Annotated in this window: 16 protein-coding genes; 4 read left to right on the forward strand and 12 right to left on the reverse strand. The window is 72.1% G+C overall.

The window, feature by feature from the left end; all coding sequences use genetic code 11:
- Positions 1-16 precede the first annotated feature (16 nt).
- Complete coding sequence (locus tag AB0M92_RS06160) at positions 17-394, forward strand: helix-turn-helix domain-containing protein (RefSeq protein ID WP_366100912.1); 378 nt, start codon at positions 17-19, stop codon at positions 392-394.
- On the opposite strand, the gene mutM is transcribed toward AB0M92_RS06160, so the two are convergent.
- From mutM to AB0M92_RS06205, 9 genes are all read right to left on the reverse strand, one after another.
- Positions 367-1,227 carry a bifunctional DNA-formamidopyrimidine glycosylase/DNA-(apurinic or apyrimidinic site) lyase gene (gene mutM, locus AB0M92_RS06165; RefSeq protein WP_366100913.1) on the reverse strand — a complete coding sequence of 287 codons (861 nt, stop codon included), beginning with the start codon at positions 1,225-1,227 and terminating at the stop codon, positions 367-369. The genes AB0M92_RS06160 and mutM overlap by 28 nt on opposite strands.
- Positions 1,228-1,369: 142 nt before the next feature.
- On the reverse strand, positions 1,370-2,248 hold the full coding sequence (rnc, locus tag AB0M92_RS06170; RefSeq protein ID WP_366100914.1) for a ribonuclease III: 879 nt from the start codon (positions 2,246-2,248) through the stop codon (positions 1,370-1,372).
- Positions 2,249-2,267: 19 nt separating this feature from the next.
- Positions 2,268-2,441 carry a 50S ribosomal protein L32 gene (gene rpmF / locus AB0M92_RS06175; protein WP_003965982.1) on the reverse strand — a complete coding sequence of 58 codons (174 nt, stop codon included), beginning with the start codon at positions 2,439-2,441 and terminating at the stop codon, positions 2,268-2,270.
- A 2-nt stretch (positions 2,442-2,443) separates the two neighbouring features.
- Positions 2,444-3,112, reverse strand: a complete 669-nt coding sequence (locus AB0M92_RS06180; RefSeq protein ID WP_366100915.1) for a DUF177 domain-containing protein — start codon at positions 3,110-3,112, stop codon at positions 2,444-2,446.
- A gap of 111 nt (positions 3,113-3,223) precedes the next feature.
- On the reverse strand, positions 3,224-4,267 hold the full coding sequence (locus AB0M92_RS06185) for a cell division initiation protein (protein ID WP_366100916.1): 1,044 nt from the start codon (positions 4,265-4,267) through the stop codon (positions 3,224-3,226).
- A gap of 104 nt (positions 4,268-4,371) precedes the next feature.
- Positions 4,372-4,851, reverse strand: a complete 480-nt coding sequence (gene coaD / locus AB0M92_RS06190; RefSeq protein WP_366100917.1) for a pantetheine-phosphate adenylyltransferase — start codon at positions 4,849-4,851, stop codon at positions 4,372-4,374.
- A 29-nt stretch (positions 4,852-4,880) separates the two neighbouring features.
- Complete coding sequence (gene rsmD / locus AB0M92_RS06195; RefSeq protein WP_366100918.1) at positions 4,881-5,459, reverse strand: 16S rRNA (guanine(966)-N(2))-methyltransferase RsmD; 579 nt, start codon at positions 5,457-5,459, stop codon at positions 4,881-4,883.
- A 96-nt stretch (positions 5,460-5,555) separates the two neighbouring features.
- Positions 5,556-7,760: an ATP-dependent DNA helicase RecG gene (gene recG / locus AB0M92_RS06200; RefSeq protein ID WP_366100919.1), complete on the reverse strand. Its 2,205-nt coding sequence runs from the start codon at positions 7,758-7,760 to the stop codon at positions 5,556-5,558.
- Positions 7,761-7,776: 16 nt separating this feature from the next.
- The gene (locus AB0M92_RS06205; RefSeq protein WP_366100920.1) at positions 7,777-9,444 is read right to left on the reverse strand and encodes a DAK2 domain-containing protein; all 1,668 of its coding nucleotides are present in this window, start codon (positions 9,442-9,444) and stop codon (positions 7,777-7,779) included.
- Positions 9,445-9,694: 250 nt separating this feature from the next.
- On the opposite strand from AB0M92_RS06205, the gene rpmB reads away from it, so the two are divergent.
- Entirely contained in the window at positions 9,695-9,880 is a 186-nt protein-coding gene (gene rpmB, locus AB0M92_RS06210; protein WP_030298506.1) for a 50S ribosomal protein L28, read from the forward strand.
- Between the two features lie 145 nt (positions 9,881-10,025).
- Here rpmB and thiD read toward each other — a convergent pair whose 3' ends face one another.
- Both thiD and AB0M92_RS06220 read right to left on the reverse strand, forming a co-directional pair.
- A complete protein-coding gene (gene thiD, locus AB0M92_RS06215; protein WP_366100921.1) occupies positions 10,026-10,829 on the reverse strand; it encodes a bifunctional hydroxymethylpyrimidine kinase/phosphomethylpyrimidine kinase in 804 nt (267 codons plus the stop codon).
- Entirely contained in the window at positions 10,826-11,809 is a 984-nt protein-coding gene (locus AB0M92_RS06220) for a thiamine-phosphate kinase (protein WP_366100922.1), read from the reverse strand. The genes thiD and AB0M92_RS06220 overlap by 4 nt, the downstream gene beginning before the upstream one ends.
- Positions 11,810-12,051: 242 nt before the next feature.
- Between AB0M92_RS06220 and AB0M92_RS06225 the strand changes: the two genes are divergently transcribed.
- Positions 12,052-12,285, forward strand: coding sequence for an Lrp/AsnC ligand binding domain-containing protein (locus AB0M92_RS06225; RefSeq protein ID WP_030298511.1), 234 nt, complete (start codon positions 12,052-12,054; stop codon positions 12,283-12,285).
- A 23-nt stretch (positions 12,286-12,308) separates the two neighbouring features.
- Complete coding sequence (locus AB0M92_RS06230; RefSeq protein WP_366100923.1) at positions 12,309-12,809, forward strand: DUF3515 domain-containing protein; 501 nt, start codon at positions 12,309-12,311, stop codon at positions 12,807-12,809.
- 94 nt (positions 12,810-12,903) lie between these two features.
- Here AB0M92_RS06230 and AB0M92_RS06235 read toward each other — a convergent pair whose 3' ends face one another.
- Complete coding sequence (locus AB0M92_RS06235) at positions 12,904-14,061, reverse strand: D-alanine--D-alanine ligase family protein (protein ID WP_366100924.1); 1,158 nt, start codon at positions 14,059-14,061, stop codon at positions 12,904-12,906.
- Positions 14,062-14,087 lie beyond the last annotated feature (26 nt).

The following is a 14,087-nucleotide window of genomic DNA, read 5'->3' on the forward strand; positions in this document are numbered from 1 at the left end:
AGTTAAGCTGGTCGGCATGGAGACAGAGCTGCCCTTCGACGCCTTCGCGCGCGCGTGCCCGTCCCGGGAGACCCTGGAGCACGTCACGGGCCGCTGGGGCAGCCTCACCGTGGGCGCCCTGCGCGACGGCTCGTGCCGCTTCAACGAGCTGCGCCGCAAGGTCGACGGCGTGAGCGAGAAGATGCTCTCCCAGACGCTGCAGGCCCTGGAGCGCGACGGCATCGTCCACCGCGAGGCGCAGCCGACGAACCCGCCGCGCGTCGACTACGAGCTGACCCCGCTCGGCATCGAGATCGCCGACCGGCTGCTCGCGCTCATCCACTTCCTCGAAGGCAGCATGCCCCGGGTGATCGTCGCCCGGGAGTCCTACGACGCCACGCGCGGCGGCCGCTGACAGCGCGGGCAGAAGTAGCTGGACCGGTTCATCCACGGGCGGCGCCGCATCGGGGTGCCGCACCGCCGGCAGGGCTCGTCCTCGCGCCCGTAGGCGTCGAGCGAGCGGTCGAAGTAGCCGGACTCGCCGTTCACGTTGACGTACAGGCTGTCGAAACTGGTGCCGCCGACGTCGAGCGCCGCGTTCATCACGTCCCGCACGTGGCCGAGGAGTTCCGTGCTCCGGGGGCGCGTGAGCGTGGCAGTGGGGCGCTCGTAGTGCAGCCGCGCCCGCCACAGCGCCTCGTCGGCGTAGATGTTGCCGACCCCGCTGATCAGGGACTGGTCCAGCAGGGCCCGCTTGACGGTGGACCGCTTGGCGCGCAGCGCCGCGTGGTAGGCGGCCTCGTCGAAGTGGGGGTCCAGGGGGTCCCGCGCGATGTGCGCGATGACGTCGGGCAGCCCGTCGGGCGTGTTCTCGTGGAGCGAGAGTCCGCCGAAGGTGCGCTGGTCGACGAAGCGGAGCTCGGTCCCCGTGGCGTCCGCGAAGCGCACGCGGATGCGCAGGTGTTTCTCGTCGGCGGCGTCCTCGGGCTGCACGAGGAGCTGTCCGCTCATGCCGAGGTGCCCGAGCACCGAGAGGTCCCGCCCCTCCAGGGGCAGCCAGAGGTACTTGCCGCGCCGCTGCGGGACGCCGATCGTCTCGCCCGTCAGCCGGGCGGCGAAATCGGCCCCACCGGCCGGGTGGCGGCGTACCGCGCGCGGATGCAGGACCTCGACGGCCTCGATGGTCCGGCCGGCCACCCAGCGCTCCAAGCCCCGCCGTACGACTTCGACTTCGGGCAGCTCGGGCACGGCGGTCCTCCGGGGGCGATGCGGTTCTGGTGCGTCGTGGTCGCTCCCGCCGAGCGTACCGGCCTCCCCCGCCGGGTCCGGAAACGGGTCCGCCCGCCCCTGCACGGAGGCAGGGGCGGGCGGGAGATCCCGAAGGAAGGGCTCAGCCGTTCGGTGTCGGGCCGGCGGGCGTCGGCGACCCGCCGTCCTCGGCCGATGCCGGGACCACGGCATCGACAGCGGTGCCGGCCGGAGCCGTCACCGCCACCTTGGCGGCGGCGGATGCCGCGGCTTCCGCCGCGATCCGCTCGTCCGCCTTGGCCCGGATCCCGCGCCATGCGGACTCCGCGGCCTGCTGCTCCGCTTCCTTCTTGCTGCGGCCGGTGCCGGTGCCGTACGAGACACCACCGACGCGGGCGGCAGCGGTGAAGGTCTTCTCGTGGTCCGGACCGGTCTCGGTGACCAGGTACTCGGGCACGCCGAGCCCTTCGGCCGCCGTGAGCTCCTGGAGACTGGTCTTCCAGTCCAGGCCGGCCCCGAGGTTCGAGGACTTCTCGATGAGCGGGTCGAAGAGCCGGTGGACCAGCTCCGAGGCCGCGTCGAGGCCCTGGTCGAGGTAGACCGCGCCGATCACCGCTTCAAGGGTGTCGGCGAGGATGGAGGCCTTGTCCCGGCCACCCGTGCCCTCTTCACCGCGGCCGAGCCGGATGAAGGAGCCGAGGTCGAGGCCGCGCCCGACCTCCGCCAGTGCGCGAGAGTTGACCACCGCGGCCCGCAGTTTGGCCAGCTGGCCTTCGGGCAGGTCGGGGTGGGTCGTGTACAGCGTGTCCGTGACCACCAGGCCGAGCACGGAGTCCCCGAGGAACTCCAGGCGCTCGTTGGTGGGCAGACCGCCGTTCTCGTACGCGTACGAGCGGTGGGTCAGTGCACGCACCAGAAGGGCGGACTCGAGTCGATACCCGAGCCGCCCTTCCAGAAGCGTGTGGGACGAGGCCGCGTTGTTACTGTCTGCCTGCTTCTCAGCGTTGGACAGCTCAGACATTGCGCCTCTCACCAGCCGCTCAGACCTCGAGGACCTGGCGCTTGTTGTAGGTGCCGCAGCTCGGGCACGCGATGTGCTGGAGCTTCGGCTCCTGGCAACGCTCACACGAAACCAGGGTGGGGACCGCAGCCTTCCACTGCGACCGGCGGTGGCGCGTGTTGCTGCGCGACATCTTCCGCTTCGGAACAGCCACGGCTACTTCTCCTGCTTCTCGGCGGCGCCCTGAACTCCGTCAGAGGCAGTGCCGCTCATGTTGTCCTTCTCGTCGTCCTGATCGGTCACGACGAGTCCTTGCAATGCCGCCCAACGGATGTCGACGGCATCATGGTGGTGGTCCGGGTCGTCGTTCAGGCTGAGCCCGCAATCGGGGCACAGTCCGAGACAGTCCTCCCGGCACACCGGCTGCATGGGCAGTGCGAGCACCACCACATCACGCAGCACGGGTTCGAGGTCGAACAAGCCGTCCTCAAGGAAGAGCGCGTCCTCGTCATCCTCGGCGTCGTCGGCCGGCTCCGCTTTGGGGCGGATCCGGTCGTCGGCGTCAGGGTACGAGAACATCTCCTGGAAGTCCGCCTTGAGCTCGCGCTCGACGGACTCCAGACACCTTACGCACTCCCCTGTGGCCGATGCACGGGCGGTGCCTGTGACAAGCACCCCTTCCATGACCGACTCCAGGCGGAGGCTGAGCTTCACCGGGGCGCCTTCGGGCACTCCGATGACCCCGACGAGACCGAAGTCCGCCGGCGCCGCGATCTCACGGGACAGCCGCTGCATGGCACCAGGACGCCGACCCAGCTCGTGCGTGTCGAACACGAGGGGGTTGCGGTGGTCGAGGCGGGTATTCAGGGCCGTTCCTGCTTTCACAGATCGCTGAAGATCAAAGATTCCGCCACATACGGGCAGCATGGATCGCGGTGCATACGCGCGACCGAAGAGCCAGGATACCCGGCGCTTCGCTCTGAGCCCAATCCGGGTTCAGCGACCCTGCTCGTACTGGCGCAGCTGGTCCAGGTTGATCATGCTCGTGTCGAAGAAGCTGGTCTCGTCGAGCGCGGGCTGCTGCTGCCCGGCCTGCGGCTGCTGCTGCTGGTAGGCCGCGTACGGATCCGGCTGCTGCTCGTAGCCCAGCGCGGCGTACGGGTCCGGCTGCTGGACCTGCTGCTGGTAGGCGTAGGGGTCCTGGTAGCCGTAGGCGTCCTGCTGCCGGGTCTGCTGGTAGCCGTACGCGTCGTAGGCGGGCTCCTGGGCCTGCGCCGGGATCACGGGGGCCGCCGGGGCCATCGGAGCCGCCGGCTCCGCCAGGCCCGCCAGGAAGTCCGCGTCGCTCGCCGAGCGGGACTGCTGCGCCCCCGCGGCGTCCTGGGCGGCGATGTGCGCGCCGAGGTCGTCCGTGGGCACCCGGCCCAGCAGCTTCTGCCGGCCCCGGCCGACCGCCTCCAGGGTCTTGGAGAGCACTGCCTCGAAGGTCGCCAGCTTGGTGTCCACGTACGCGTCCGCCTGCTCGCGCTGCGTCTGCGGATCGTGGCTGCGCTCGGGCGCCTCGGCGTCCGGGTAGCCCTGCTCGTCGAGGCCGGGGCCGCGGCCCAGCAGCTTCTCGCGGCCGCGGTCGACCGAGCCGATGGTCTTGGTGAGCACGACCTCGAAGTTCGCGAGCTTGCTGTCGACGTAGTCGTCGGCCTCGGCCCGGATCTCCTCGGCCTCCCTGCGGGCGTCCGACAGGATCCGGTCCGCCTCGGCCTGCGAGCGGCGCGCGACCTCGGTGTCGGAGATCAGCGAACCGCGCTGGGCGTGCGCCGACTCGATGATCCGCTCCGCCTCCCGGCGGGCGTCCTCGACCATCTGCTCGCGGCCGCCGATGAGCTCCTGCGCCTGGGCGAGCGAGCCGGGCAGCGCCTGGCGCACCTCTTCGAGCTGTGCGAGCAGTTCTGCGCGGTTGATCACGCAGGAGGCCGACATGGGCATGGACCGGGCGCCGCCGACGGCCGCGACGATCTCGTCGAGCTTCTTCTGCACGTCCATGGGGGCTCGCACTCTCTCGGCCTCGGGCGGTTCCTGAGACGGACGGGACGACTGTACGGCCACCGGGCGGACGCCCGACAGCGGACTGACGGCCCGTCAGTCCGTCAGCGGTTGGCGAGCCGCTCGGTCAGCGCCGCGTGCACGTGCGGCGGCAGCAGGTGGGCGACGTCGCCGCCCCAGGTCGCGACCTCCTTGACCAGGGAGGACGACAGGAAGCTGTAGGTGGGGTTGGTCGGCACGAACAGCGTCTCGACGCCCGAGAGCCCTATGTTCATCTGGGCCATCTGGAGCTCGTAGTCGAAGTCGCTGACGGCGCGCAGGCCCTTGACGATGGCCGGGATGTCGCGCTGCTTGCAGAAGTCGACGAGCAGTCCGTGGAAGGACTCGACCTCGATGTTCCCGTAGTCGGCGGTCGCCTCGCGGATCAGCTCGATCCGCTCCTCGACGGTGAACAGCCCCTGCTTGGATTGGTTGATCATCACGGCGACGTGCACGACGTCGTAGAGCCGGGAGGCCCGGCCGATGATGTCGAGGTGTCCGTTGGTGATGGGGTCGAATGACCCGGGACAGACGGCTCGGCGCAACTTGGGTCCCTCGCTCTCCGATGCGGGCATCATGAGTCTTCGCAGGTGTTGGCGGCGCGGCCGTACCAAAGGGTGCCTTCGCCGTACTTGCGGGAGCGCAGCGGCTCGAAGCCCTCGGGCCAGGGGAAGGCTCCGCTCCTCGTGCTGCGCTCCACGGTGACGAGCGCATCGTCCGTGAGCCAGCCATTGGCGCGGAGTGTGAGCAGGATCTCGCCAAGATCGTCGTGGCCGACGGCGTACGGCGGGTCGAGGAAGACGGCGTCGTACGGGTCCGGACCGGCCGGGACCGCCACGATCTGCTCCGCCTTGCCCGCCCGGAACTCGGCGCCGGGCAGGCCCAGCGCCTTGATGTTGTCCCGGATCGCCTTGGCGGCCTTGGCTTCGGGCTCGACCAGCAGGGCGTGGGCCGCGCCGCGGGAGAGGGCCTCCAGGCCGACGGCGCCGGAGCCGGCGTACAGGTCGAGCACCCGGGCCCCCTCGATGCCGTGCAGCGACTCCCAGGTCGAGAACAGGCCTTCGCGCATCCGGTCCGAGGTCGGCCGGGTGCCGGTGCCCGGGGGCACGGTCAGCCGTCGCCCGCCGGCGCTGCCGGCGATCACGCGGGTCATCTGGGGTCCTTCGGTACGACGGTGAGGGCTACTGCGGAGTTCCACGATAGGTCGTGGCGCCCGGGACGGCCCCGGGCGGTACCGGGCGAGGGCGGCTCAGCCCTTCTCCAGGTACTGCTCCCGCTCGGTGTCGAGCAGGGCCTCCAGCGCGCTGCGCAGCCCCGGCAGCCCCTTCAGCTCGGGGTCTTCGGCGACCACGCGGGTGGCTTCCTCCCGCGCCTGGGCGATGACCTCCTCGTCCTCGATGACCGCGAGCATGCGCAGCGAGGAGCGCACGCCCGACTGGGCCTGGCCCAGCACGTCGCCCTCCCGGCGCTGTTCCAGGTCGATGCGGGAGAGCTCGAAGCCGTCCAGGGTGGCGGCGACGGCCGCGAGCCGGGCCCGGGCGGGGCTCGCCTCGTGCATCTCGCTGACCAGCAGGCACAGGCCGGGCGCGGAGCCCCGGCCGACGCGGCCGCGCAGCTGGTGGAGCTGGGAGACGCCGAACCGGTCCGCGTCCATGATCACCATGACGGTGGAGTTCGGGACGTTCACGCCGACCTCGATGACCGTGGTGGCGACCAGCACCTTGACCTCGCCCGCGGCGAAGCGGCGCATGACGTCGTCCTTGTCGGCCGGGTCCATCCGGCCGTGCAGCACCTCGACCGACAGCCCGGCGAGCGGCCCGCGCCGCAGCTGCTCGGCGATCTCCAGCACGGCCAGCGGCGGCCGCTTCTCGGCGTCGTCCTCGGCGGGGGCCTTCTTCTTCGGGTCGTCGTCCCCGTCGCCGATGCGGGGGCACACCACGTACGCCTGGTGCCCGTTCTCCACCTCCTCGCGCACCCGCTCCCAGGCCCGGCTCAGGAAGTGCGGTTTGTCCTTCGCCGGTACGACGTGGGTGGCGATCGGGGAGCGGCCGGCGGGCAGCTGGTCGAGGACCGAGGTCTCCAGGTCCCCGAAGACGGTCATCGCGACGGTGCGCGGGATCGGGGTCGCGGTCATGACCAGCAGGTGCGGGGGCTGCTTGCCCTTGGACCGCAGCGCGTCGCGCTGCTCGACGCCGAAGCGGTGCTGCTCGTCGACGACGACGAGGCCGAGGTCGTGGAACTGCACCTTGTCCTCGATGAGCGCGTGCGTGCCGATGACGATGCCGGCCTCCCCGGTGACCAGGTCGAGCAGGGCCTGGCGGCGCGCGGGCATTCCCATGGAGCCGGTGAGCAGGACGACCTTGGTGCCCCGGTCGGAGCCGCCGAGCATCCCCCCTTCGGCGAGTTCGCCCATCATCTCGGTGATGGAGCGGTGGTGCTGCTGGGCGAGCACCTCGGTGGGCGCGAGCATGGCGGCCTGCCCGCCGCAGTCCACGACGCCGAGCATGGCCCGCAGCGCGACCATCGTCTTCCCGCTGCCCACCTCTCCCTGGAGGAGGCGGTGCATGGGGTGGTCCGTGGCGAGGTCTTCGAAGATCTCGCGGGAGACGGTCTGCTGGCCGTCGGTGAGGGTGAAGGGGAGCTTGGCGTCGAAGGCGTCGAGCAGCCCGTCCGGGGCGGGGCGGCGGGGGACGGCCGGGAGCTGGGAGTCGGCGTGCCGGCGGCGGGCCAGGGCGACCTGGAGGACGAACGCCTCGTCCCACTTGAGACGCCCGCGGGCGTCCTCGATGTCGGCCTTGGCTGCGGGCCGGTGGATCTTCAGCAGGGCCTCGGTGAGCGGGACCAGTCCGCGGGCCTCGCGCAGGGCGTCCGGCAGCGGGTCCACGGCCTCCTGGGCGCTGGGCAGCACGGCGTCCACGCACTTGGCGATCTTCCAGGACTCCAGCTTGGCGCAGGCCGGGTAGATGGGGATGAGCCGGCCCGCGAAGGCGGTGGCCGCGTCCCGGTCGGAGGCGTCCGCGCCGAGCGGCTCGTACGCGGGGTGGGAGAGCTGGAGCTTGCGGTTGAACATGCCGACCTTGCCCGCGAACATGGCGCGGGTGCCCGGCAGCAGGTCCTTGTGCGGCTTGTGGACGCCCGCGCCGAAGAAGACCAGCTGGAGGCGGCCGCTGCCGTCGGTGATGGTCACCTCCAGGCGTTTGCCGCGGCCCCCGTTGAAGGTCAGGATCCGGGCGTCGGCGACCTGGGCGACGACCGTCACGTGCTCGTCGATCTGGTCGGCCAGCTCGGTCAGTGAGGTCAGCTCGCCGCGCTCGGCGTACCGCCGCGGATAGTGGTGCAGCAGGTCCAGGGCCGTGTGCAGGCCGAGCTGCTCGGCCAGCACCTTGGCGGTGGCGGGGCCGAGCGTCTTCTTGAGGTCTTCGTCGAGCGCGGGCACGCCTTCATTGCACACCATGGCGCCGACAACCCGGCTATTCGACCCCGATGAGGAGCGGTGCGCAGTACCGCCCGCCGCGGTAGGTGACCGTGTCCACCGCCAGGTGCCCGTGCTGCACGTACGCCTCCAGGCGCTCGGCGAGGGCGTCGGGCACTTCCGGCCCCAGGACCAGGGTGACGAGTTCGCCGCCGGAGCCGAGCATCCGCTCCAGGACCGCCTGGGCGGTCTCGTCGAGGCCGGAGCCGATGACGGCGACGTCCCCGTCGATGAGTCCGAGCACGTCCCCGGCCTGGCAGATGCCGGCGGAGGTGAACGACTGCCGTTCGGCGACGGCGAGTTCCCCGTAGCGGGTGGCGCCGGCGGCCGCGGTCATGGCGACCACGTCCTCGTCGAAGCTGCCCTCCGGGTCGTGGACGGCGAGGGCGGCCAGGCCCTGGACCGCGGAGCGGGTCGGGATCACGGCCACCCGTACGCCGTCGGCGCGGGCCTGCTCGGCGGCGGCGGCCGCGACCGCGCGCTGGTCGGCCCCGCCGGGCAGCAGCACCACCTCGCGGGCGTGGGCGCGCCGGATGGCGTCGACGAGCGCGGCGGCGTCCGGGGTCTCTCCGGGGCGGGCGAGCACCGTGGTCGCGCCCGCCTCGCCGCACAGGCCGGCCAGTCCCTCGCCCGGGACCACGGCGACGACGGCCCGCTGGACGCGCTCCCCCCGCGCCCGGCGGCGCTCGTCGCCGAAGTGGGTGATGCGGATCCGGTACGGCCGCCCGGCGACCACTCCTGCCTCCACGGCGGCGCCGGGGTCGTCGACGTGGACGTGCACGTTCCACAGTCCGTCGCCGCCGACCACGACCAGGGAGTCCCCGAGTCCGTCGAGGCGTTCGCGCAGCTCGGCCACGTCCGGCTCGGCGGCCTCCAGCAGGTAGATCACCTCGTACGCGGGTCCGCCCCCTTCCTCGGCGTCGCAGGGCCGCGGCGGCTGCGGTACGGGCACGGCCCGCCCGCGTACGGCCTCGGGGGCGGGCTGCCGGCCCGACAGCGCCTGCCACAGGGCCCCGAGTACGGCGACCAGCCCGCAGCCCCCGGCGTCGACCACCCCGGCCCGGCCCAGCTCGGGCAGCTGCCCAGGGGTGTCGGCGAGGGCCGCGCGGGCTCCGTCGTAGGCGGCCAGGGCCACGTCGGCGGCGCTCGCGGCGGCCGCCCCGGCCGCTTCCCCGGCGCGTGCCGCAGCGGCCGCGACGGTGAGCATCGTGCCCTCCACCGGGTGCGCGACGGCGCGGTACGCCTCCTCGGCGGCCCGGGTCAGCGCCTCGGCCAGCAGCCGGCCGGGCCCGCGCCCACCGGGCTCGTCTCCGAGCACCTCGGCCACGCCGCGCAGCAGCTGCGCCAGGATCGTCCCGGAGTTCCCGCGGGCGCCTATGAGGGCGCCGTGCGCGTAGGCCCGTACGGCCTCCGCCAACGAGGCGTCCGCTGTGGTCTCGCTCACGCCGGCGGGGGGCGTGCCGAGCACCTCGGCCAGGGCGCGGTCCGCCGATTCGGCGGTCAGGTAGAGGTTGGTTCCGGTGTCCGCGTCCGCGACCGGGTAGACGTTGATCGCGTCGATGTCCTCGCGGGCCCGGCCCAGTGCGGCCACGGCCAGCGAGCTCCAGGTGCGCACCGCCCGGGCGTCGAGCTCGTCGGCGGGCTGCGGCTGCGGCTCGTGCTGCACCGGGCGTTCCTCCTCGTGCGGGCCGGGGTTCACCGCAGGGTAACCAAGGACTGCCGGCTGTCAGGGGCCTCGGGCGGGATCGGCGGCGGTCATGGTAGTTTTCTTGGACGGACGCAGTCGTTGTATGCTGCTCCGGTTGCCCGATGAGAGTCGGGCCAATTCCCCCGGCAAACCACTCAGACTTCCTCAGACTTCTGATCCGGTGCGCCGGATTTCACTGTAAGTGCATCTGAAGTCTTTGGAGTGACCTGTGGCTGCCAACTGCGACGTTTGCGCCAAGGGGCCGAGCTTCGGCAACAACATCTCCCACTCGCACCGCCGCACCTCGCGTCGCTGGAACCCGAACATCCAGCGCGTTCGTGCCATGGTCAGTGGGACGCCGAAGCGCCTCAACGTCTGCACCTCGTGCATCAAGGCCGGCAAGGTCTCGCGCTGACGCCAACCGTCGTAGCGCAGCCCTTTCCGGTTGCCCAGAAGGCCGGTCCACCTGGTGGACCGGCCTTTTGCCTGCCTGGACCGACCGGGCGTGAAGAGGACCACCGCATCATGTGATGCGGTGGTCCTCTGCCGTTCCGGGGCCGTCAGCGGTTCCACTGCCAGGCGTGGTCCACGGGGCCGATGCCGCCGCCGAGCGCGAAGCCGGCCGCGAGGGCGCCGCTCACGTACTCCTTGGCCTCCATGGCGGCCTGCGGCACGTCCTGCCCCTTGGCGAGCCCCGCGGCCAGCGCGGAGGCGAGGGTGCAGCCGGTGCCGTGGGTGTGCCGGTTGCCGTGGCGCGGCGCCCGCAGCCACAGCAGCGTGTCCCCGTCGGTGAGCAGGTCGGCGGCCTGGTCCCCGTGGGCGGCCAGGTGCCCGCCCTTGATGAGCGCCCACTGGGAGCCGTACGCGAGCACGGCGTCGGCGGCCCGCCGCATGTCGTCCTCGCTCTCCACCACCACTCCCGTGAGCTGGGCCACTTCGTCGAGGTTCGGGGTGGCCACGGTGGCCCGCGGCAGCAGCTCCTTGCGTACGGCGTCCAGCGCCGAGGCGGCGAGCAGCGCGTCCCCGTGCTTGGAGACGCCGACCGGGTCCACGACGGCCGGGGCGGAGGTGGCGGCCAGCAGTTCGGCCACCGTTTCCACCAACGCGGTGGAGGCCAGCATCCCGGTCTTGACGGCGTGGACGCCGATGTCGTCCACGACGGCCCGGTACTGGGCCTTCACGGCCTCGGCGGGCAGCTCCCAGACCCCCTGCACCCCGAGGGAGTTCTGCGCGGTCACGGCCGTCACCACGCTCATCCCGTGCACGCCGAGTGCCAGCATCGTCTTGAGGTCGGCCTGGATCCCGGCGCCACCGCCGGAGTCGGATCCGGCGACGGTCAGGCACAGCGGTGGCGCGTCGGTCATCTGGTGGTCTCCTCGGTGGACGGGTCGGAGCCGAAGTGGTCCCAGCCGCCGGTGCTCGTCCAGGGGGCGCCGTCCACGGTCACCTGGGGCAGCGCGGACCGGTTCAGCACCTCCCCGATGACCTTCCACCGGGCCGGCAGTTTCACGTCGGGCGGGAAGGTCGCCACGATGGCGTGATCTTCCCCTCCGGTGAGCACCCACTGCAAGGGGTCGACCCCGACGGCCTGCCCGATGTCGTGCATCTGCGTCGGGATGTCGACGGCCGCCGAGCGCAGGTCGATGCGCACCTTGCTGGCCTCGGCGATGTGCCCGAGGTCGGCGATCAGGCCGTCGCTGACGTCGGTCATGGCGGTGGCGCCGAGTCCGGCGGCCGCGGGGCCGGCGTGGTACGGGGGTTCGGGGCGCCGGTGCGCCTCGACGAAGGCCCGCGGGGAGCGGAACCCGCGCGAGAGCACGGCGAATCCGGCCGCGGACCAGCCCAGCCAGCCCGTGACGGCCACGACGTCGCCGGGCTGGGCGCCGGAGCGCAGCACGGGCTCGTGGTTGCGCAGGTCGCCGAGGGCGGTGATGGCCACGGTGATGGTGTCCCCGCGGACGACGTCGCCGCCGACCACGGCCGCGCCGGCGACTTGGCACTCGTCTCGGATGCCGTCCATCAGCTCGGTCGGCCAGGTGACCGGCAGCTCGGCCGGGACGACGAGGCCGAGCAGCAGCGCCGTCGGCACGGCGCCCATGGCCGCGATGTCGGCGAGGTTCTGCGCGGCGGCCTTGCGGCCGACGTCGTACGCGGTGGACCAGTCGCGCCGGAAGTGCCTGCCTTCCAGCAGGATGTCGGTGCTCGCCACGACCCGCCGGTCGGGGGCCGACACGACCGCGGCGTCGTCGCCCGGTCCGAGCCGGACCGCCGGGGTGGTGGTGAGCCGTGAGGTGAGCTCTCGAATGAGCCCGAACTCCCCCAGCTCGCCCACAGTGCCCTTCATCGCTGTGCCCCTTCTTGCCCAGTCCGCTTGCGGTCGCGAGCCGTCACAGCTCTGGGTACCGTCAACAGATACGTCAACTTCTGCTCTCCGTACGCCCCGCCGTGCGTGGCGCCGGGCCCCCGGGTCTCCCCGTGGTGCTCGGCGACGCGGTACCGTGGCGTCCCTTTCCCCGGGCCCACTCGCATCCCCGGGCCCATCCGAAGGTTAGGGGAATCGATCCTCGTGGCCGCCCTGGAGGTTCCGTGGTACAGGCGTACATCCTTATCCAGACCGAGGTGGGCAAGGCGTCGTTCGTCGCCGAGTCCATCAGCCAGATCGCGGGGGTGATCCAGGCCGAGGACGTGACGGGGCCGTACGACGTGATCGTGCGCGCCCAGGCCGACACCGTCGACGAGCTCGGCCGCATGGTCGTCGCCAAGGTGCAGCAGGTGGAGGGCATCACCCGCACTCTGACCTGCCCGGTGGTCCATCTGTAGCCCCCGTCTACTCTTGGCCGGTGATGACCCTCCACCGCCGGCCCCTGCGTCTGCCCGCCCTGCCCGTACTGGTCGCGGTACTGGCCCTCGCGGGCTGTACCCCGGGTGATTCCGAGGCCCGGGTGGATCCGCCGCCCACGCCGCCCGCCGACGTCGCGGGGTTCTGTGCAGCGCTGCACGACGAACTCCCGGAGAAGGTGGCCGGCCTGGCGCGGGCGGAGACGGCGCCGGAGTCGGATCTGACCGCCGCGTGGGGCGGCTCGGCGATCGTACTGCGGTGCGGTGTCCCCAAGCCCCCCGAGATGGCTGATCCGAAGCAGGAGGGCGTCGAGGTCAACGGCGTCCGTTGGCTGCTGGAGAAGGTCCCCGACAGTGCCGGCGGGGGGTTCCGGTTCATCACCGGGATGCGCCTCGCGTACACCGAGGTCCGGGTCGACAAGGAGCATGCCACGGATGCGGGGATGCTCGTCGGGCTGTCCACGGCCGTGGCCAAGACCGTCCCGGAGGGCATCTCCTCCTACTGACGAGGGCCCTTCGCCCCTTCGCACACCGACCGCCCGCCGGGAATCCCGGCGGGCGGTCGGCGTGTACGGCGCTTCGGGCCGCGCGCTGTGCCGGCTAGCGCAGCCCGGTGGAGCGGTTCAGGGCCGCCTGGATCAGGCGGTCCACCAGCTCCGGGTACTCGACGCCCGACTCCTGCCACATCCGCGGGTACATGGAGATCGGGGTGAAGCCCGGCATCGTGTTGATCTCGTTGATGACGAACGTGCCGTCCTCGGTGAGGAAGAAGTCGGCGCGCACCAGGCCCTCGCAGGACGCGGCGTCGAACGCCTCGATCGCGAGCCGCTGCACCTCGGCGGTCTGCTCCGGGGTGAGCGGGGCGGGCACGATCCCGGAGGCGGAGTCGATGTACTTCGCCTCGAAGTCGTAGAAGTCGTGGCTGGAGACCGGGGGGATCTCGGCGGGCACGCTCGCGCGCGGACCGTCCTCGAACTCCAGCACCCCGCACTCGATCTCGCGGCCGCGCAGCAGCGCCTCGACGATGATCTTCGGGTCGTGGCGCTGGGCCTCGCGGATCGCGGCGTCCAGACCGGAGACGTCGTCGACCTTGGTGATGCCGATGGAGGAGCCGGCCCGGGCGGGCTTGATGAAGAGCGGCCAGCCGTGCTCGCCGGCGAAGTCCAGGATGCGCGCCTTGGCGGCGTCCCGGTCGGCGTCCCACTCGCGGGGCCGGATGGTCACGTACGGGCCGACGGGGAGGCCGAAGGAGGTGAAGACCCGCTTCATGTACTCCTTGTCCTGGCCGACGGCCGAGGCGAGGACGCCCGAGCCGACGTACGGGATGCCGGAGAGCTCCAGCAGGCCTTGCAGGGTGCCGTCCTCGCCGTACGGGCCGTGCAGCATCGGGAAGACCACGTCGACCTCGCCCAGGGCCTTGGGGACGGCTCCCGGCTCGGTGTAGACGACCTCGCGGTTGGCGGGGTCGACGGAGAGCACGACGGCGCCCTCCTCGGAGTCCGCCAGCTCCTCGACGCTCGGGAGCTTGCGGTCGGCGATGGCCATCCGCGCGGGCTCGTCGGCGGTCAGCGCCCACCGGCCGTCCGTGGTGATGCCGATGGGCAGCACCTCGTACTTGGAGCGGTCGATGGAGCGCAGCACGGCGCCCGCGGTGACGACCGAGATGGCGTGTTCCGAGCTGCGGCCGCCGAACACGACGGCCACGCGGGGCTTGCGGCCCTGCTGCTCAGGGGTCTGGGGGAGGTTCTCGCTGCTCATATCGCCACGACGATACCCGGTCGGGC

Origin of the sequence: Streptomyces sp. NPDC051582, from assembly GCF_040681715.1 — a bacterium.
Taxonomy (GTDB): Bacteria; Actinomycetota; Actinomycetes; order Streptomycetales; family Streptomycetaceae; genus Streptomyces.

Coding starts and splice junctions, on each gene's coding strand:
- AB0M92_RS06160 (WP_366100912.1), top strand. CDS start 17: ATGGAGACAGAGCTGCCCTTCGACGCCTTCGCGCGCGCGTGCCCGTCC.
- rnc (WP_366100914.1), bottom strand. CDS start 2,248: ATGTCTGAGCTGTCCAACGCTGAGAAGCAGGCAGACAGTAACAACGCG.
- AB0M92_RS06185 (WP_366100916.1), bottom strand. CDS start 4,267: ATGGACGTGCAGAAGAAGCTCGACGAGATCGTCGCGGCCGTCGGCGGC.
- rsmD (WP_366100918.1), bottom strand. CDS start 5,459: ATGACCCGCGTGATCGCCGGCAGCGCCGGCGGGCGACGGCTGACCGTG.
- recG (WP_366100919.1), bottom strand. CDS start 7,760: ATGGTGTGCAATGAAGGCGTGCCCGCGCTCGACGAAGACCTCAAGAAG.
- thiD (WP_366100921.1), bottom strand. CDS start 10,829: ATGACCGACGCGCCACCGCTGTGCCTGACCGTCGCCGGATCCGACTCC.
- AB0M92_RS06220 (WP_366100922.1), bottom strand. CDS start 11,809: ATGAAGGGCACTGTGGGCGAGCTGGGGGAGTTCGGGCTCATTCGAGAG.
- AB0M92_RS06230 (WP_366100923.1), top strand. CDS start 12,309: ATGACCCTCCACCGCCGGCCCCTGCGTCTGCCCGCCCTGCCCGTACTG.
- AB0M92_RS06235 (WP_366100924.1), bottom strand. CDS start 14,061: ATGAGCAGCGAGAACCTCCCCCAGACCCCTGAGCAGCAGGGCCGCAAG.